This window comes from Pseudomonas sp. MWU13-2862 (assembly GCF_023242495.1).
GTDB classification, from domain to species: Bacteria; Pseudomonadota; Gammaproteobacteria; order Pseudomonadales; family Pseudomonadaceae; genus Aquipseudomonas; species Aquipseudomonas gingeri_D.
This window is the reverse complement of the sequence record NZ_JALMEZ010000012.1, coordinates 192,540-209,630: the sequence shown is the minus strand read 5'-3', so window position 1 is coordinate 209,630 and position 17,091 is coordinate 192,540. Positions and strand designations below refer to the sequence as shown.

The window sequence follows — 17,091 nt, the reverse complement described above, 5'->3', positions numbered from 1 at the left end:
TTAACCACATCCACCCTAGCGTTTGCGACCAGCGCTAAAGGCGGTATGGGCAAAAAAGCCCCGCCCCAACAGGTGTTGGGGCGGGGCGCTTTTCGTCAACGAGACATCCGAAAGGGCTGGGCCCTCAGCGGAACATCGCGCTGATCGATTCTTCGTTGCTGATGCGGCGAACCGCTTCGGCGACTACCGGTGCGATATCCAGTTGACGGATACGCGCACAGGCTTGTGCTGCAGCGGACAGCGGGATGGTGTTGGTCACCACCAGCTCGTCCAGCACGGAATTTTCAATGTTCTCGATCGCGCGACCCGACAGCACAGGGTGTGTGCAGTAGGCAAAGACCTTGGCAGCGCCATGTTCCTTGAGGGCTTTCGCCGCGTGGCACAGGGTGCCGGCGGTGTCGACCATGTCATCGACGAGAATACAGGTGCGGCCTTCGACGTCACCGATGATGTGCATCACTTCGGAGTGGTTGGCCTTCTCACGACGTTTGTCGATGATGCCCAGATCCACGCCCAGCGACTTGGCAACGGCCCGTGCACGCACGACGCCACCAATGTCCGGAGACACGATCATCAGATTTTCGAAGCGTTGGTCTTCGATGTCATCCACCAGAACGGGGGAGCCGTAGATGTTATCTACCGGAATATCGAAGAAGCCCTGGATCTGGTCTGCGTGCAGGTCAACCGTGAGAACACGGTCGATGCCGACGACGGTGAGCATGTCAGCAACGACTTTCGCGCTGATAGCCACACGCGCGGAACGCGGACGGCGATCCTGACGGGCATAACCAAAGTAAGGGATCACCGCAGTGATTCGAGTGGCTGAGGAACGGCGGAAGGCATCAGCCATCACGACGAGTTCCATCAGGTTATCGTTGGTCGGAGCGCAAGTCGGCTGAATGATGAAGACGTCTTTACCGCGGACGTTTTCATTGATCTCAGCGGTAATTTCGCCGTCGGAAAACTTGCCGACAGAGATGTCACCGAGTGGGATATGCAGCTGACGTACAACACGCCGAGCCAGATCGGGGTTAGCGTTCCCCGTAAAGACCATCATCTTGGACACGCGCAGTACCTGAAGGCTGAGGGTAACCTGGATGAGTATAGGAAAATGGCAGGGGCGGCTGGATTCGAACCAACGCATGGCAGGATCAAAACCTGCTGCCTTACCGCTTGGCGACGCCCCTGTATCTGTTGCAACGAGTACCCAGTACTCGATTCCTAGAGCAGACTCTGCAGCTTGCGATGCAACATCGAAACATTGCTTCCCTTTGCCACAAACCCTGTTTGGGTCTCTGTAAGAAGGGCCGAGACTTTATCAGCTTCAGCTTTGTTTGGGAAGGCCCCAAACACACAACTTCCAGTTCCGGTTAACTTTGCTTCGGTAAATTTACCTAACAAATTCAAAGCGTTACGTACCTCTGGATAACGCCTTGCGACAACCGGCAAGCAGTCATTACGACTGTTTCCCTTGGGAACGGGGCGCACTTTAATGGGCGCGGAGTCACGTGTCAACAGCGGATCGGAAAAAATTTCTGCTGTACTTACAGAGACTTGCGGAACGAGCACGACATACCAGGGTTCTTCGGGGTCTACCGGGGTGAGTTTTTCCCCCACGCCCTCGGCGAAAGCCGCGTGGCCACGGACGAAAACCGGCACGTCGGCGCCCAGTGTCAGGCCCAGCGCGGCCAGGCGATCTTCGTCCCAGCCCAGTTGCCAGAGGTGATTGAGGCCGAGCAAAGTCGTCGCGGCATTCGAGCTGCCGCCGCCGATGCCGCCGCCCATGGGCAGGATTTTTTCGATCCAGATATCCACGCCCAGGGGGCTGCCCGATTGTTCCTGGAGTTTTTTCGCGGCGCGCACGATCAGGTTGCTGTCGTGGGGCACGCCTTCGAATTCGGTGTGCAACTGGATCACGCCGTCGTCACGCGCGGCGAAGCTCAGTTCGTCGCCGTAGTCGAGAAACTGAAACAACGTCTGCAACTCGTGATAACCGTCCGCACGGCGACCAAGGATATGCAGCATCAGGTTGAGCTTGGCCGGCGACGGCAGCGTCAGGCGGGCGGCGCTCATGTCACTGGCCCAGCTGGCGCGGCTGCCAGTCCTTGATCACCAGGGTCACGTCGAGGTCGCGGCCGTGCAGCTTGATGCGCTCGGGCAACCAGTAGCCGTTCTGCTCGCTGTAGCTCAGGTACTCGACCTGCCAGCCATCCTGTTCGAGGGAGGCCAGGCGGCTGTCGTTGTCCAGGCTCAGGCGGCTCTTGCTGTCCGGAGCGGGCAGGCCACGGACCCACCAGACCAGATGGGACACCGGCAGCTCCCAACCCAATTGCTCCTGGAGCAGGGCCTCGGGGCTGGTGGCGGCATAGCGGCCCTGGTTGGCGACCTCCAGGCTCACCTGGCCGGGACGCCCGGTCAGGCGGGCGGCGCCGCGCCCCAACGGGCCGGACAGGCGAATGTCGTAGTAATCCTGGCGTTGCAGCCAGAACACGGTGCCGCTACCGGAATCCTTCGGTGCGCGGATACCGACCTTGCCATTGATCTGCCAGCCGTCGAGGCTGCTCAATTGCTGTTTGTGCTTGGCCCAGAGGGCCGGGTCGCCGTGCCCTTCAACGGACTCACGGGCACCGAAGCCCGCGCAACCGGCGAGCAGGGCGATCAGGCTGAAAACAACGAGGTGGCGCAAAAACATAAGCTTAAAGAGTCTCGGAACCGGTCAGGCGCTTGATGGTGCTGCGCAGAAGTGGGCTGTCGGGCTGATCCTTGAGGAACTTGCCCCAGATTTGCTTGGCTTCGCGTTGCTTGCCGTTGGCCCAGAGGACTTCGCCCAGGTGTGCGGCGACTTCCTGGTCGGGGAACCGCTCCAGGGCTTGGCGCAGCAGGCGTTCGGCCTCGTCGAGGTTGCCCAGGCGGAAGTTCACCCAGCCAAGGCTGTCGAGCACGGCCGGATCTTCCGGATTCAGCTGGTGGGCCTTCTCGATCAGTTCCTTGGCCTCGGCATAGCGGGTGGTGCGGTCCGACAGGGTGTAGCCGAGGGCGTTCAACGCCATGGCATTGTCCGGTTCGCGCTTGAGGATGGCGCGCAGGTCTTTCTCCATCTGCGCCAGGTCGTCACGCTTTTCCGCCTGCATCGCACGGGTGTAAAGCAGGTTCAGGTCGTCGGGGTACTGCAACAGGGCTTGCTGCAGAACGCTCCAGGCACGATCGCCCTGATGGTTGGCGGAGAGGATCTCGGCCTCGATCAGGTAAAGCTGGATCGCGTAGTCCGGCTGCTCGTCGCGGGCCGTCTTGAGTTTGCTCGAGGCCTCGGCGCCGCGCCCGGTGGTGACCAGGATATCGGTCTGGCGCAGTTGTGCCGGCAGGTAGTCGTTGCCCGGCCCGACCTGGGCGTATTCATCCAGGGCGGTCTGCAGGTCGTTGTGCTCTTCGGCGATGCGGCCCAGGTTCAGGTGCGCCGAGTCGACATGGCTGTCGCGGGCGATCAGTTCGTCCAGGTAACCCTTGGCTTCATCCCAGGCCTTGGCCTCGAGGCAGACGAGCGCCAGGGAGAAACGCAGTTCGTCATCTTCCGGGTATTGCTGCACCAGGCTGGAGAACTGGGTCTTGGCGTCGGCCATGCGATCCTGTTCCACCAGCATGCGCGCGTAAGTCAGGCGCAGGCGCTTGTCGTCCGGGTATTGCTTGATGCTTTTTTCCAGGATCGGCAAGGCTTCCTTGCCGCGGTTCAGCGCTTGCAGCAAGCGTGCGCGCAGCAGGATCGGGGCGATTTCGCCGTCTTCCGGCGGGTTTTTCTCCAGCAGCGCCAAGGCGGCCTGGGTGTCGCCGTCCTGTTGCAGCAACAGGGCCTTGCCGAAAATCAGCTGGCTGTTCTTCGGGTGCTTGACCAGCAGACGGTCGAAACTTTTCTTCAGGCCGTTGCGGGTGTCCTGGTCGGTGTCGGCGGCCGACAGGGCAAGAAAGTCGAAATGGGTGTCGCCCTTGCCTTGCAGGACCTTCTCCATATAGACCATGGAGTCGTCATAACGCCCGCTGCGGGCCAGCTGGATGGCGGCCGCGCGTTGTGCCTCGAGATCATTCGGGGCGTTTTTCGCCCAGATCAGCGAGGTGTCGAGGGCCGCCTGGTCGGCGCCCAGGTACTCGGCAATCCGGAAAGCGCGCTCGGAAACCCCCGGATCCTGGGTGTTGATCGCCTGGGTCACGTAGTTATCCAGCGCGATATCGAAACGATTTCGCTGTCCGGCCAGCTCCGCGCTCAACAGGCTGAACACCGTATCTTCGGTGAACGAGCTGTAGACCTTGGGCTTTTCCGGGGCCGGAGTGGTGTCTTCAGCCGGCGGCGTACGCCCCGGCGACACGGGTGCCAAGGCCTGGCAGCCGCTGAGGAAGACAAAAGCGAGGAGCAACGCGGAGGATCTATTCATATAGGAGAAGGACGACTTACCTGCGGGTCGGGGCATCATGACACAAGCGGCGGGCAGAACCATACCCGAGACGCTCACCAGACACTTATAGCAACGTTACATTAGGACAATAGTCGGCAATGGTTGTTCTGAATCATTCGAAGGTGGACAATTGTCGGCTTCTCGACATCATCAGCGACCCTGAATGGCCTTCCTCGCACTCGGCATCAACCACAAGACGGCGTCCGTAGACGTACGCGAGCGCGTGGCTTTTACCCCCGAGCAATTGGTGGAGGCCCTGCAGCAGCTGTGTCGCCTCACCGACAGCCGTGAAGCCGCGATCCTCTCGACCTGCAACCGCAGTGAACTGTATATCGAGCAGGAGCACATTACGTCGGATACGGTCCTGCGCTGGCTGGCCGACTATCACCACCTGAGCCTCGAAGACCTGCGGGCCTGCGCCTATGTGCACGAAGACGATGCCGCCGTTCGTCATATGATGCGCGTGGCCTCGGGCCTGGATTCGCTGGTATTGGGCGAACCGCAGATTCTCGGCCAGATGAAGTCGGCCTATGCCGTGGCACGGGAGGCGGGCACCATCGGGCCGTTGCTCGGGCGCCTGTTCCAGGCCACCTTCAGCGCCGCCAAGCAGGTGCGCACCGACACCGCCATCGGCGAGAACCCGGTGTCCGTGGCGTTTGCCGCCGTCAGCCTGGCGAAACAGATTTTCAGCGATCTGCAGCGCAGCAGTGCGTTGCTGATCGGCGCCGGCGAAACCATCACCCTGGTCGCCCGCCACCTGCACGAGCAGGGCGTCAAGCGTATCGTGGTGGCCAACCGGACCCTGGAGCGGGCCAAGATCCTCGCCGAAGAGTTCGGTGCCCATGCGGTGTTGCTGTCCGACATCCCCCAGGAACTGGTGCACAGCGACATCGTCATCAGTTCCACCGCCAGCCAGTTGCCGATCCTCGGCAAGGGCGCGGTGGAAAGTGCCTTGAAGCTGCGCAAGCACAAGCCGATCTTCATGGTGGATATCGCCGTACCCCGGGATATCGAGCCGGAAGTCGGCGAGTTGGACGACGTTTACCTCTATAGCGTCGACGATCTCCACGAAGTGGTCGCCGAAAACCTCAAGAGCCGCCAGGGCGCCGCCCAAGCCGCCGAAGAACTGGTGAGCAGCGGCGTCGACGACTTCATGGCACGCCTGCGCGAGCTGGCTGCGGTGGATGTGTTGCGTGCCTACCGCCAGCAGAGCGAGCGCCTGCGCGACGAAGAACTGCAAAAGGCCCAGCGCCTGCTGGCCAACGGCAGCAGCGCCGAAGAGGTGCTGATGCAACTGGCCCGTGGCCTGACCAACAAGTTGATGCATGCGCCCAGCGTGCAACTGAAAAAGTTGTCCGCCGAAGGCCGCCTCGATGCGCTGGCCATGGCCCAGGAACTCTTTGCCCTCGGTGAGGGCTCATCGGATAGCTTTTCGGATAAGAAACCGCAATGAAAGCGTCACTGCTCAATAAGCTGGACATCCTCCAGGACCGTTTCGAGGAACTGACCGCCTTGCTCGGCGATGGCGAAGTCATTTCCGATCAGAACAAGTTCCGCGCCTATTCCAAGGAGTACGCCGAAGTCGAGCCGATTGTCACGGCCTACAAGCAGGTGTTGAAGGTCCAGTCCGACCTCGAAGGCGCCCAGGCGCTGCTCAAGGACAACGACCCGGACATGCGCGAAATGGCCGTCGAGGAAGTCCGCGAGGCCAAGGAACAGCTGGTTGAACTGGAAGGCAGCCTGCAACGCATGTTGCTGCCCAAGGATCCCAACGACGGTCGCAACGTGTTTCTCGAAATCCGCGCCGGCACCGGCGGCGACGAGGCGGCGATCTTCTCCGGCGATCTGTTCCGCATGTACTCGCGGTATGCCGAGCGGCGTGGTTGGCGGGTGGAAATCCTCTCGGAAAACGAGGGTGAGCACGGCGGCTATAAAGAAGTCATTGCCCGGGTCGAAGGCGACAATGTCTACGGCAAGCTGAAATTCGAATCCGGTGCCCACCGCGTCCAGCGCGTACCGGCCACCGAATCCCAGGGCCGCATCCACACCTCGGCCTGCACGGTCGCGGTATTGCCCGAGCCCGACGAACAGGAAGCCATCGAGATCAACCCGGCGGACCTGCGCGTCGACACCTATCGCTCCTCCGGCGCCGGTGGCCAGCACGTCAACAAGACCGACTCGGCGATCCGCATCACCCACTTGCCTTCGGGGATCGTGGTCGAATGCCAGGAAGAGCGTTCCCAGCACAAGAACCGCGCGCGCGCCATGTCCTGGCTATCGGCCAAGCTCAACGACCAGCAGACCAGCGCCGCGGCCAATGCCATCGCCAGTGAGCGCAAGCTGCTGGTGGGGTCGGGCGACCGCTCCGAACGTATCCGTACCTACAACTTTCCACAGGGCCGGGTCACCGACCACCGTGTCAACCTGACCCTGTACTCCCTGGATGAAGTCCTGGCCGGGGGGGTGGAAGCCGTTATCGAACCGCTGTTGGCCGAATACCAGGCCGATCAACTGGCCGCCTTGGGTGATTGAATGACCATTATTGCCAGTCTGCTACGCGCCGCCGACCTGCCTGATTCGCCGACCGCGCGCCTGGACGCCGAACTGCTGTTGGCGGCGGCCCTGGGCAAATCCCGCAGTTACCTGCACACCTGGCCGGAAAAAATCGTCAGCAGCGAAGCCGCGCTGGCCTTTTCCGACTTCCTGCTGCGCCGTCGCGGTGGCGAGCCGGTGGCCTATATCCTCGGCCAGCAGGGCTTCTGGAAGCTGGACCTGGAAGTGGCGCCGCATACCCTGATTCCGCGCCCGGACACCGAACTGCTGGTGGAAGCCGCCCTTGAGCTGTTGCCGGCAACTCCGGCCCGGGTGCTCGATCTCGGCACCGGCAGCGGCGCGATTGCCCTGGCCCTGGCCAATGAGCGTCCGGCCTGGCAGGTGACGGCGGTGGACCGCGTGCCGGAAGCCGTGGCCCTGGCCGAACGCAATCGCCAGCGCCTGGGGCTGAACAACGCCACGGTGCTGAGCAGCCATTGGTTCAGCGCCCTGGATGGCCAGCGTTTTCAACTGATCATCAGCAACCCGCCGTACATCGCTTCGAGCGACCCGCACCTGGCCCAGGGCGATGTGCGTTTCGAGCCGGCCAGTGCCCTGGTGGCCGGTGCCGATGGCCTGGACGACCTGCGCCTGATCATCGCCCAGGCGCCCGCGCACCTGGAGGCCGATGGCTGGTTGATGCTCGAACATGGTTACGATCAGGCTGAAGCCGTGCGTGAGTTGCTCTCGGCGCAAGGTTTCAGCGACGTCCACAGCCGCACTGACCTGGGCGGCCATCAACGCGTCAGTCTGGGGCGCCTATCGTGCTGAGTGACCAGGAGCTGTTGCGCTATAGCCGGCAGATCCTGTTGCAACAGGTCGATATCGACGGCCAGTTGCGTCTGAAAAACAGCCGGGTGCTGATCGTCGGTCTTGGCGGTCTTGGCGCCCCGGTGGCGCTTTACCTGGCGGCCGCCGGGGTCGGCGAACTGCATCTGGCGGATTTCGACACGGTCGAGCTGACCAACCTGCAACGCCAGATCATCCATGACACCGCCAGCATCGGTTCGACCAAGGTCGATTCGGCGCTACGCCGGTTGGCGGCGATCAATCCTGAAGTGACCCTGGTCGCCCATCGCCAGGCCCTTGACGCGGATTCCCTCGGTGTCGCGGTGGCAGCGGTGGACCTGGTGCTCGACTGCTGTGACAACTTCGCCACCCGCGAGGCGGTCAACGCCGCCTGTGTCGCCGCCAGCAAACCGCTGGTGAGCGGCGCGGCGATTCGCCTTGAGGGGCAACTCTCGGTGTTCGATCCGCGGCGTCCGGAAAGCCCCTGCTACCACTGCTTGTACGGGCACGGCAGCGAAGCCGAACTGACCTGCAGTGAAGCCGGCGTCATCGGCCCGCTGGTCGGCCTGGTCGGCAGCCTGCAAGCCCTGGAAGCCTTGAAATTGCTCGCCGGTTTCGGCGAGCCGCTGGTCGGCCGCCTGCTGCTGATCGATGCCCTGGGCACGAAATTCCGTGAACTGCGGGTCAAGCGCGATCCGCAATGCAGCGTCTGTGGTGGCGGCGATGCGTGACGCACCGATCGCGGTAATCGACTCTGGCGTCGGCGGCCTGTCGGTGCTCAAGGAAATCCAGGCCCTGCTGCCCAATGAGTCGCTGTTCTATGTCGCCGACTGCGGGCATATCCCCTACGGCGAAAAAAGCCCGGAGTACATTCGCCAGCGCTGCGCGGTGATCTCCGGTTTCTGTCGCGAGCAAGGCGCCAAGGCGCTGGTAATTGCCTGCAATACCGCCACCGTGGCGGCTGCCGCCGATTTGCGCCAGCGTTACCCGGACTGGCCGCTGGTGGCCATGGAACCGGCGGTCAAACCCGCGGCGGCGGCCACTCGCAGTGGTGTGGTCGGCGTGCTGGCAACCACCGGGACCTTGCAAAGCGCCAAGTTCGCCGCCTTGCTCGACCGCTTTGCCAACGATGTACGGGTGATCACCCAGCCTTGTCCCGGCCTGGTGGAAATGATCGAAGACGGCGATTTGCACAGCGAGGCCTTGCGCCAGTTGCTGCGCAGCTATGTCGACCCTTTGCTGGCGGCAGGCTGCGACACCATCATCCTCGGCTGCACCCACTATCCCTTCCTCAAGCCGCTGCTGCTGGAGATGATTCCGGCGTCCATCAGCCTGATCGACACCGGCGCCGCCGTGGCCCGGCAACTTCAGCGTCTGTTGGAAGCGCGTCATCTACTGTCCCAAGGGCCGGCGCGCGAAGCGCAATTCTGGACCAGCGCCGATCCGGATCACTTCAGGAAAATTCTGCCGCTGCTCTGGCAGAAGTCCGGGGTTGTGCAAAGCTTCACAGGGTAAACGTCGGCGTAGAGCGGCGAATCCCTCGTGAACCCAGGCTTAACGCCAAGCTTTCATTGCGAGGAGCTTGTTGGTCGCACCTGAAATGCGTTGGAAATAGGATATTCTCATGAAGCAATTGTTCTGCTTGGCTGCGCTTGCGGCCGCCCTGGGGTATGGCACCATGGCACAGGCGGCCGGTGTCGAGTTCTCCGTTGGCCAGACCAGCGATTCGACCCGGTCCTATCGCCTGGGCCTGCAATCGGACTGGGACAAAGGCTGGCTGCAAAGCGATGCAGGCCGCCTGACCGGCTACTGGAGCGGTGCCTACACCTACTGGGAAGGCGACAAGAGTCCCGGCAATCACAGCCTGTCGTTCTCCCCCGTATTCGTCTACGAATTTTCCGGGGCATCGATCAAACCCTATATCGAGGCGGGGATAGGTGTCGCCCTGTTTGCCCACACCGAAGTGGAAGGCAACAAGCTGGGCTCGGCCTTCCTCTTCGAGGACCGCTTGGGTTTCGGCCTGCGCTTCGCCGGCGGGCATGAAGTGGGGATCCGCGCGACCCACTATTCCAATGCCGGCATCCGCACGCCGAACGAGGGCATCGAAAGCTACGCCTTGCACTACACGATGCCTTTGTAACGGCCGTTCGTTCGGCGTCAGCCTCCTTCGCTCTGGCGTTTGAGGCTGGCCAGCGCGGCAAACACATCATCGTCATCGATGGGGTAGCGGTCGATCTGGATCATCGTCCAGTCGCCGTTGTCCCCGAGTTTTTCCAGCGCCTCGTCCGTTCCGGTGTAGCCCCAGAGGGCACTGTGATTACTGGCGCGACAGCTGCGCGGAAAGTGTTCCTGTAGCTCCTGGCGCGTCGCGTCTGCGGCGGCCAACCTTTGCACACAGGCCTTGAGCCCGCTGACGCCACTGAACTCGCTCAATGCCGGGGTTGACGCCGGCACCCACAACAGCAGCGTGCCCTGCTGGGGATCGCCGAGTACCAGGATGTCATCGGAGGGATAGCCGTTGATGCTCAAGCGGTGCACCTGCACTTGGCGCGGCCCCGGAGCCGGGTGCTCGCGTTCGTGCCGGGGCAGCAGTTGCAGCATCATTGGGTAGGCGGTGTCCGAGTAGCCGCCTTGCAGGCGCGCGCGCTGGACCTCCAGCCGGTATTGCGCCCGCAGATAATCGCCATAGCACTGCTCGTTGCCGAACACGCCGTCGGCGGGGTGGGCACTCCAGAATCCCGCCGAACGCCCGCCGAATTTCCGATACTCGGCGTTCAGATAGGTCGTCAGTTCGGCCAGTGTCGCGGCGGCCTCCAAGACTTTCTCGCGCTGCGGGCTGGGGGCGATCACCAGCATGTCGGGCGACACCGGGATCTGGTACAGCTCGTCGCCGTGATCCTCCCCGTCCACGGGAATGGCCGCGAAGCCGCCATTGGTGGGCCGATAATAAATCCCCCGACCCGGACACTCGGGCACCGACAGGTCTTCGATAGGCACCGGCGCGCCCAATTGCTGGCGGCCTTGCAGTGCTTGCAGGCGTTGCACCAGCGTATCGATATTCTCGTGGTCCCGGGCACTCAGTGTTGCCAGCGTGCAGCGCCCGCCGGCAAGATCCAACCGGAAGGCCTCATCAAGCTTGTTGACCGTATACAGGACCTCCTTGTCCTGAACCTGCACCACGACACCGCCCACCGTCAGCCGACCGGGCTCAAGCCGGATGTCGTCAGGGCGGCTCAGGTGATCGGTGTGCAGCACCCAGGTGGAGGGCCGTGACGTGGCACAACTGGACAGATTGATCGTCGCGCCGTCACTCAGGTAGAGGTCATATTGGCTGCCCTGGCCTTCGATGTCGTAGCGCAGGTACCGACCGCCTTCCGCCAGATCGTCCATGACCAGCGGCGGCGCGACCTGTCCCAGGCTGACCCGGATACGCGTGGCGTGGTAGCGGGGCTCGAGCTTTTCCACGACCTTCTGGAAGGCCGCGACCCATTCGGTTTCGATGAATTTGCCTTGGGTCTTTTGCTCGAGCGCCTTGAACAGCTGCAATTCCGCGTCATTGCGCTGGGTGGCGCCCACTAGCCAGCCGTATTGCGGCAGATAGGTGTGCTCGGGCGTACCCGGCAGATGCAGGGTACGGAGGCTTTCCGAAACGGGTAACGGCCTCTGCCCGGGAAGCTCCAAGACCTGGCCGACATCGATCGCCTGCTGTTCGTCCAGGATCACCCGTGGATCGCCCGAATGCGAATTGTCGACGGCGTAGATCTTCGGGCTGCCCAGGTAGACCTGGCCGTTGCGCTGATCCAGATGGGTCACCACCACGGGACCGGCCATCCGCAGCGCATGGCTTTCAGGATCCTCGATATAACCGCTGCGATAGGCCTGGATCTCCCGGGTGAATTGCTCACCCGTGGCCAGGACCTTATGGGCCTTGGCAAAGAACACCGACACCAGGCTGCTGGCGCCCAGGCCCAGGCCGGCCAGGGGTATCGACAGTGGCCCGAGAAATTCGGCGCCCTCGGCAAACCCGGCCAGTACCGTGCCCAGCGCGAGGGTGTCGAGCCCGACGTTGGTGCCGTAGGTGGCTTTTTCCTCGGCGCTCTCGGCATGGGCCAGCAGATAGCTGTCCACCCCCAGGCTCGCGAGGAGCAGCAAGGCATTGCCGGCGGCCAACAGTCCACCCAGGGTCAGTGTCTTGCCGCCCAGGCTGATAACTCGGCCGGCCTTGTCCAGCAGGCTGATGCTTTCTGTACCCAGGTGCCCGGCCTCCTTCAGGCCGAGGTAAATCGCCTGGGCGAGTATTTTTCCATCGCAGGCTACGCCGGCCACCACCTGGGCCAGTTGCGTGTAGAACTGCACCTGGACCGCGCTGGCCAGTTCCGTCGACAAGACATGGCGCCTGCCGCTATTGAGCAGCAACAGGGCGAAGCCGGTATTCAGGCTGTTCAGGCCATCGAGTTGCGCCAGGCCATGGACCACCTCGTGATGGGTGACGCCAGGGCGCGGCAACATCTGACCGTCCTGGAACTCGAAGTCGTGGTGGAGCGTATCGACGGTGCCGCGGATACGTGCCGAGAGCCTGGCCAGTGCGCTGCCTTTCTCCAGTTCCAGGTGCTGGCGTGGTGCACCAGCCGGGCCGATCAGTTCCATCGTGTCGCCAGCGGCGCTGGATTCGATGGCGTTCAGGTCGGGGACCCGGCCGGACACTGCCGAGTCGGCTCCGAGCCTTTGCCACTCCTGTTGTGCGGCCTGGCCCAGCTCGGCGAACGCGTTGCGTTGCATCCGCGATTGCTCGCTTATGGCGGGATAGGGCCTGCGTACATCGCCGCCCAGACCGGGAGTGTCCATGATCTGCCACGAGCCGTCGGTACGGCGTTGCACCTCATAGGTCGAGCGCCTGAAACCTTCGGTGGCATGGATGATCCGGAACCTGTCGCGGAAGGCCCGGACTTCGTAGCGCAGGCCCTCGTAGAGGATGTACGTCCTGCCGTCCGGCGTGAGATACAGGCCTCGCGCATCCGGTCCGGTCGGATCCAGCGCCGATCGGCTGCGCATCTCATATCCCCTCAGCCAGGCCGGCTGCGACTGCGTCGAAGGTCCGGCTTCTCCTGTGTTCGGAAGAGCTGCGTTCAGAACTCTGTTCAGTTGGGCCAGGCTGCTGAGCGTGTGGAACGGGTTGGCCAGTGCATATCGAATCCTGGCATTGTCATGGGTGTTGCTGGTCAGTTGGGTCCACATCTTGTCGACGACCCGGCCCGACTTCTTCCTGAGCAAGGTAAACAACTCGGGTGTATCGAGCAGAAGCTGGAGCCTGGCATTGGCGAGATAGGCCGATCGGAAGCAATGTCGGCTCCATGCAGTAGCATTGGTCTTGAAGGGCAAAAGCAGCGGCGCGATTTCCTGGAAGCCCATTTGCCGGGCCACCGCCAGCAGTTCCTGCTGATGTCCGAGGAGCCGGCTCAACACGTCGTCGGTCAACGACTTTATCCCGTCGGCGTTCTCCAGCAGGTTGATACGGATGATGCCGGCATCCGCGCAGCGGGCGATCAATCGTAGCCTGTCCGTTGAAATTTGCGGATCGTGGAGCAAATGGGCGATTTGATTGGTATTGAGCCCCTCTTCCAGGGGCGGGGTCAGGTTCGCTGAACTGAAAATGATATCGACCCGCTCAAGCAGCGCCGGGACACGACCGAGCACGGCCCTGATCAGGTCACGTCGTGCGCTGATCTGATTGCCCACGTGCTGGGCGGCATACAGGCGTAGCTGGGTGGCCGTCACCCCATACTCCAGCAGAATATGCCGGACGCTGTCATTGAAAATGAAGGTGTGGTGAGTCAGGAAGTCGATGTCTGCCGCTTGTGAGGGGCCGTTCAACAGTGTTTCCAGCAACCGCCTGCGCCTCGGCTCGTCGACCCACAAGGACAGTTCCGGACGAGGGTCGCTGTCAATGTAGCGATCAACGATCTGACGTATTTCGGCGGGCAGCGGGCGCAGGTCATGGCGCTCGCGAACGGAGTTGAACGCATCATCGACGGCGGCGCGGATCCTTTGTGAGCGGGCCGGCAAAGTCGTCTCCAGGTAGCGGATGGCCGGCTGAAAGAGACCGTATGGATTGGCGGCCCCCTTGAGGATGGCGGTCAACTCTCGATAGCTGCTATCGCCCAGCCAGATATTCAGTTCCAGGCAATGCTCCAGTGCCTGGGCATAGAGAGGCAAATGCTCGGCGGTCACGAAGGGCGCGATATCCGGATTGTGTTCGATATGATCGGCGGCGGCATTGCGCAGTCTCTCGACCGTGAATGTGTCGGGCTCATGGCCCTGGTTCAGTGACAGGGCCACGGCATGAAAGAAGCTGTCCTCTCCGGCGGGGACGTCCACCGGGTTGCCGTCGAGCCAGACGCGATAATGATTCGGACTGTATCGGTACAGCACCACATCATGGAGGGCACCGAACAACTCCGGGTTCACCCGGTATCCATAGGTGTCTTCGCGCAGTCCCTGCCGGTAGCGTACTGACCAGCCAAATCCCGGATCGCGGGCGTCGATAATCACCAGGTTGCTGTCTTGCGGCCACTCCGCCAGGCTGGGCATGAGGGGCGCAATGATGTCCATGACCTGTGAGTTCCAGGACCCCAGGCGAATCAGGCCGGCCAGGGTTGAAAGTCGCGCTGATACGGCAGGAGGCAATCGCCCGCCGAGGGATGGCCCCGTCGGCGCACCGCCTCGCAACCTCAGCCGCACGGTGCCGAGGGTTTGGCGTGGCTGGGGCATCGCTTGCAGGACCGGGCCGGCAGTCAGCAAGGTCTTGCCGTCGGCACCCGTCCGGCTGACCAGGGTCGCAATGTCCGTGCTCGCAGGTGGCAGGGTGTCGGTACTGGTTGTGCCCTGGCGATCTGTTGCCCGGCTGCCCGGCTGCACTGCAATGTCTGTTTGCCCGGTCGCCCTTATTCGTGGCAGCCAAACCTTTGCGGGCAGGAAGGTGCTGATCAAGCCGGCGTTCTTCTGAGCGACGACATTGCCAAACGCCCACTGATCGATGAGTGCTTGCCGGTTACTCGCGGTCCCGTCGGGGATACGGTGGCGGGCCTGCTCGATCAGCGCGTCACGCTGTATTTCGTAGAGGCACTGATGCACGTTGCCCGGCATCGGGATCAGTTGGACGTGAGCGGCGTTTGCCGGGGGCGGAGACTGCAGGGTTGGCGTACTGGATTTTCTCAGTCGCGCGGCAACATAGTCCCGCCATGGCGGTTCCTGGAAATACCGGTCCAGGTCACCGCGTTGGCTCAGTACCTTGAGGTCGTTGTCATCGGCTGAATCCGGGGTATGCAGCACCACACTCGGGTCGTCCGGGTCCGCGCTGGTGATCGCGAGTACGCCGCCGCCAATGATATGGAGCGTGCTCTGGGCATTCTTGTGATGTACCCACAAGCCCAGCGCGTTGGCGCTGATGACGTGTGTACCGATCGTGGGGCGAGTGGCCGGGGTCGGATAGTCGAGCACCACCTGGACCCACTGTCGCTGGCGCGTAGCGATTCGGCCGTGGAGCGTGGCGTCCAGGAGCGCCAGTTGCAGGCACGCGGCATTGGCGTATTGCCAGGTATCGCGTATCGCCTGCGCCCGCTGCGCGGTGGCCGAGGCCGACGGCTGCTCGCTCAGGGCCTGGACGATGGCCTCCAGTGCCGCCTGATCCGGGATGATCGGCCCGTCGTAGCTGTCGTTGGGCGAGGTTGGCGGCAGTACATTGATCAAGGCCAGGGCCAGCGCCAGGCGGCCGGCCTGCACTCGGCCGGCGGCGGTGCTGTAGCGTTGCCAGTCTTGCCTGTCGGCCGCCTTGAAGACTTGCCTCCAGATGCTGTATTGCAAGGCTTGCGCGCGTCGATTCACTCGCGTGCCGATATCCAGGACGTCACGTAGGTCCGCGGCGGCTTCGAGGCGTTCCAGCATGGCCTGCGACGCGTCCGCCGGGGAGGCGGCAAACACATCGTTCACCTGCCGTTGCTGGGCATTGCGCAGTGACCGGACCTGCCAGGCGAACAGGTTTTCGTGCTTGTCATCGCTGGCGCTGAAACGGTCAGCGATTTTTTGCCCGGTTCGCACCAGCAGTGTCGTGTGCAGGATCCTGAGGGAGGCAAAGGTTTCGAGGCCATATTCCAGGGTGTAGAGCACGACCGGCCCGAGATCACTGTGGATCTCGACCGCTTTCTTGCCCTTGAACTGCTTCGGGTCGGGATCGCTGCCCTGCAGCACCGCACCGTCTCGGCTGGTGATTACGAATGCGCCAGGCCATGGGGTCGGGGCCGAGGTATTTTCTTCCAGGAAGGCGATGCAGTAGACCCCGGGTCGATAGACGACGGGCAGGACAGGCAGTGCACTTTCCCGTTGTTCCCGTGTGGGCAGGTCCAGTACCTGATCGATCAGTTGCCGGTCATCGGCGTCCAGCGTCCCATCGACGCCGCGCAGTTGCGCCTCGGTCCGCAGTTGCGTCTCCAGGGTCAGTGCGAGCCATTGATCGGCGGGCAAACCGTCGGTGGCGCTATTGGGTTGTGTCCAGAACTGTTGCAACTGCGCCAGATAAGCCTGCTGGAGTTGGCGTATCTGCTCGGTCTTGTCAGTCGCCGGATTCACTTCGGGCATGGCCGGGCGCGGCAGCTCATCGAGCAGGGCGGCCACTTGCGCATTGGCGCTATTGAGCGACAGCAGCAACTGCGACTGGAGCTGCGCGGTGTCGATCGGCGCCGGGGGGCTATCGGCGGCGCCGGGGGGCGAAATACGGGGAGGGTCGAGGGTTTTCATGAGCCAGTGATCTCAGGGTCCGGGGGCAACATTGAGTTGCCCGCTGCTTGTGACGTGTGGTCCCAAGTGTGGATTGAGCGGGTTCACTGGATATATGAGACGTGTCTTTGACTCAGGGATGAAATCGCCCTGATTCGGTCCTTCGATTCAGCGATAGGCCGTGGTGATTCCTTGGCGTTCCTCCATGCACTCCTCCGAGCCGGTTTCGAACTCCCGGCAGATCAACGGGCGTTTCGCGTAGATGGTGCAGCGCATGGTGTCGCGATCCAGCGCCGCGCACCAGCCGTCGTCCAGGCGCAACATCACTTCGCCGCCCCAATCGTCGATATCGATATAGCGCTCGGGCACACCGGTATCGGTGATCAGCAGCACCTCCAGCCGGCAGCAGCAGGCCGCGCAGGAAGAGCAACTGATTGCCGGTGTGGTGAGGTCGGTCAGGGGGATAGTGGTCATGGGCGCCAGTGTATGCCAGTGCCAC

Annotated in this window: 12 protein-coding genes and 1 tRNA gene; 6 read left to right on the top strand and 7 right to left on the bottom strand. The window is 62.7% G+C overall.

From position 1 onward, the window contains the following. Positions 1-124: 124 nt before the first annotated feature. The 5 genes from M5C56_RS21795 to M5C56_RS21775 all read right to left on the bottom strand — a co-directional run bounded on the left by M5C56_RS21795 (position 125) and on the right by M5C56_RS21775 (position 4,421). Positions 125-1,066 carry a ribose-phosphate pyrophosphokinase gene (locus M5C56_RS21795; protein WP_003171603.1) on the bottom strand — a complete coding sequence of 314 codons (942 nt, stop codon included), beginning with the start codon at positions 1,064-1,066 and terminating at the stop codon, positions 125-127. 46 nt (positions 1,067-1,112) lie between these two features. Next, a tRNA-Gln gene (locus tag M5C56_RS21790) sits at positions 1,113-1,187 on the bottom strand. A 34-nt stretch (positions 1,188-1,221) separates the two neighbouring features. Further along, positions 1,222-2,073, bottom strand: coding sequence for a 4-(cytidine 5'-diphospho)-2-C-methyl-D-erythritol kinase (gene ispE, locus M5C56_RS21785; RefSeq protein WP_103497636.1), 852 nt, complete (start codon positions 2,071-2,073; stop codon positions 1,222-1,224). 1 nt (position 2,074) lies between these two features. Beyond that, on the bottom strand, positions 2,075-2,692 hold the full coding sequence (gene lolB / locus M5C56_RS21780) for a lipoprotein insertase outer membrane protein LolB (RefSeq protein WP_103497635.1): 618 nt from the start codon (positions 2,690-2,692) through the stop codon (positions 2,075-2,077). Positions 2,693-2,696: 4 nt separating this feature from the next. Next, positions 2,697-4,421 carry a tetratricopeptide repeat protein gene (locus tag M5C56_RS21775; RefSeq protein ID WP_103497634.1) on the bottom strand — a complete coding sequence of 575 codons (1,725 nt, stop codon included), beginning with the start codon at positions 4,419-4,421 and terminating at the stop codon, positions 2,697-2,699. 184 nt (positions 4,422-4,605) lie between these two features. On the opposite strand from M5C56_RS21775, the gene hemA reads away from it, so the two are divergent. The 6 genes from hemA (at position 4,606) to M5C56_RS21745 (ending at position 9,963) form a co-directional block, all read left to right on the top strand. Beyond that, positions 4,606-5,895 carry a glutamyl-tRNA reductase gene (hemA, locus tag M5C56_RS21770; protein ID WP_103497633.1) on the top strand — a complete coding sequence of 430 codons (1,290 nt, stop codon included), beginning with the start codon at positions 4,606-4,608 and terminating at the stop codon, positions 5,893-5,895. Next, a complete protein-coding gene (prfA, locus tag M5C56_RS21765; protein ID WP_103497632.1) occupies positions 5,892-6,974 on the top strand; it encodes a peptide chain release factor 1 in 1,083 nt (360 codons plus the stop codon). Before hemA ends, prfA begins: the two co-directional genes overlap by 4 nt. Beyond that, the gene (gene prmC / locus M5C56_RS21760) at positions 6,975-7,805 is read left to right on the top strand and encodes a peptide chain release factor N(5)-glutamine methyltransferase (RefSeq protein WP_103497631.1); all 831 of its coding nucleotides are present in this window, start codon (positions 6,975-6,977) and stop codon (positions 7,803-7,805) included. Next, the gene (locus M5C56_RS21755) at positions 7,799-8,554 is read left to right on the top strand and encodes a molybdopterin-synthase adenylyltransferase MoeB (protein WP_103497630.1); all 756 of its coding nucleotides are present in this window, start codon (positions 7,799-7,801) and stop codon (positions 8,552-8,554) included. Before prmC ends, M5C56_RS21755 begins: the two co-directional genes overlap by 7 nt. Further along, positions 8,547-9,338, top strand: a complete 792-nt coding sequence (gene murI, locus M5C56_RS21750; RefSeq protein WP_103497637.1) for a glutamate racemase — start codon at positions 8,547-8,549, stop codon at positions 9,336-9,338. The genes M5C56_RS21755 and murI overlap by 8 nt, the downstream gene beginning before the upstream one ends. 109 nt (positions 9,339-9,447) lie before the next feature. Then, positions 9,448-9,963 (top strand): acyloxyacyl hydrolase, encoded by a 516-nt coding sequence (locus tag M5C56_RS21745; RefSeq protein WP_103497629.1) that lies wholly within the window; start codon positions 9,448-9,450, stop codon positions 9,961-9,963. A gap of 17 nt (positions 9,964-9,980) precedes the next feature. Here the strand turns inward: M5C56_RS21745 and M5C56_RS21740 are convergent, their stop codons facing one another. Together M5C56_RS21740 and M5C56_RS21735 are read right to left on the bottom strand one after the other, a co-directional pair. Next, entirely contained in the window at positions 9,981-16,613 is a 6,633-nt protein-coding gene (locus M5C56_RS21740; protein WP_103497628.1) for a TcdA/TcdB pore-forming domain-containing protein, read from the bottom strand. A gap of 147 nt (positions 16,614-16,760) precedes the next feature. Beyond that, positions 16,761-17,066, bottom strand: coding sequence for a YkgJ family cysteine cluster protein (locus tag M5C56_RS21735; RefSeq protein WP_103497627.1), 306 nt, complete (start codon positions 17,064-17,066; stop codon positions 16,761-16,763). Between the last annotated feature and the right edge of the window lie 25 nt (positions 17,067-17,091).

Excerpts from the sequence above, each read along its gene's own strand:
- ispE (WP_103497636.1), bottom strand. The coding sequence starts at position 2,073 with ATGAGCGCCGCCCGCCTGACGCTGCCGTCGCCGGCCAAGCTCAACCTG.
- lolB (WP_103497635.1), bottom strand. The coding sequence starts at position 2,692 with ATGTTTTTGCGCCACCTCGTTGTTTTCAGCCTGATCGCCCTGCTCGCC.
- M5C56_RS21775 (WP_103497634.1), bottom strand. The coding sequence starts at position 4,421 with ATGAATAGATCCTCCGCGTTGCTCCTCGCTTTTGTCTTCCTCAGCGGC.
- hemA (WP_103497633.1), top strand. The coding sequence starts at position 4,606 with ATGGCCTTCCTCGCACTCGGCATCAACCACAAGACGGCGTCCGTAGAC.
- prfA (WP_103497632.1), top strand. The coding sequence starts at position 5,892 with ATGAAAGCGTCACTGCTCAATAAGCTGGACATCCTCCAGGACCGTTTC.
- prmC (WP_103497631.1), top strand. The coding sequence starts at position 6,975 with ATGACCATTATTGCCAGTCTGCTACGCGCCGCCGACCTGCCTGATTCG.
- murI (WP_103497637.1), top strand. The coding sequence starts at position 8,547 with ATGCGTGACGCACCGATCGCGGTAATCGACTCTGGCGTCGGCGGCCTG.
- M5C56_RS21745 (WP_103497629.1), top strand. The coding sequence starts at position 9,448 with ATGAAGCAATTGTTCTGCTTGGCTGCGCTTGCGGCCGCCCTGGGGTAT.
- M5C56_RS21740 (WP_103497628.1), bottom strand. The coding sequence starts at position 16,613 with ATGAAAACCCTCGACCCTCCCCGTATTTCGCCCCCCGGCGCCGCCGAT.
- M5C56_RS21735 (WP_103497627.1), bottom strand. The coding sequence starts at position 17,066 with ATGACCACTATCCCCCTGACCGACCTCACCACACCGGCAATCAGTTGC.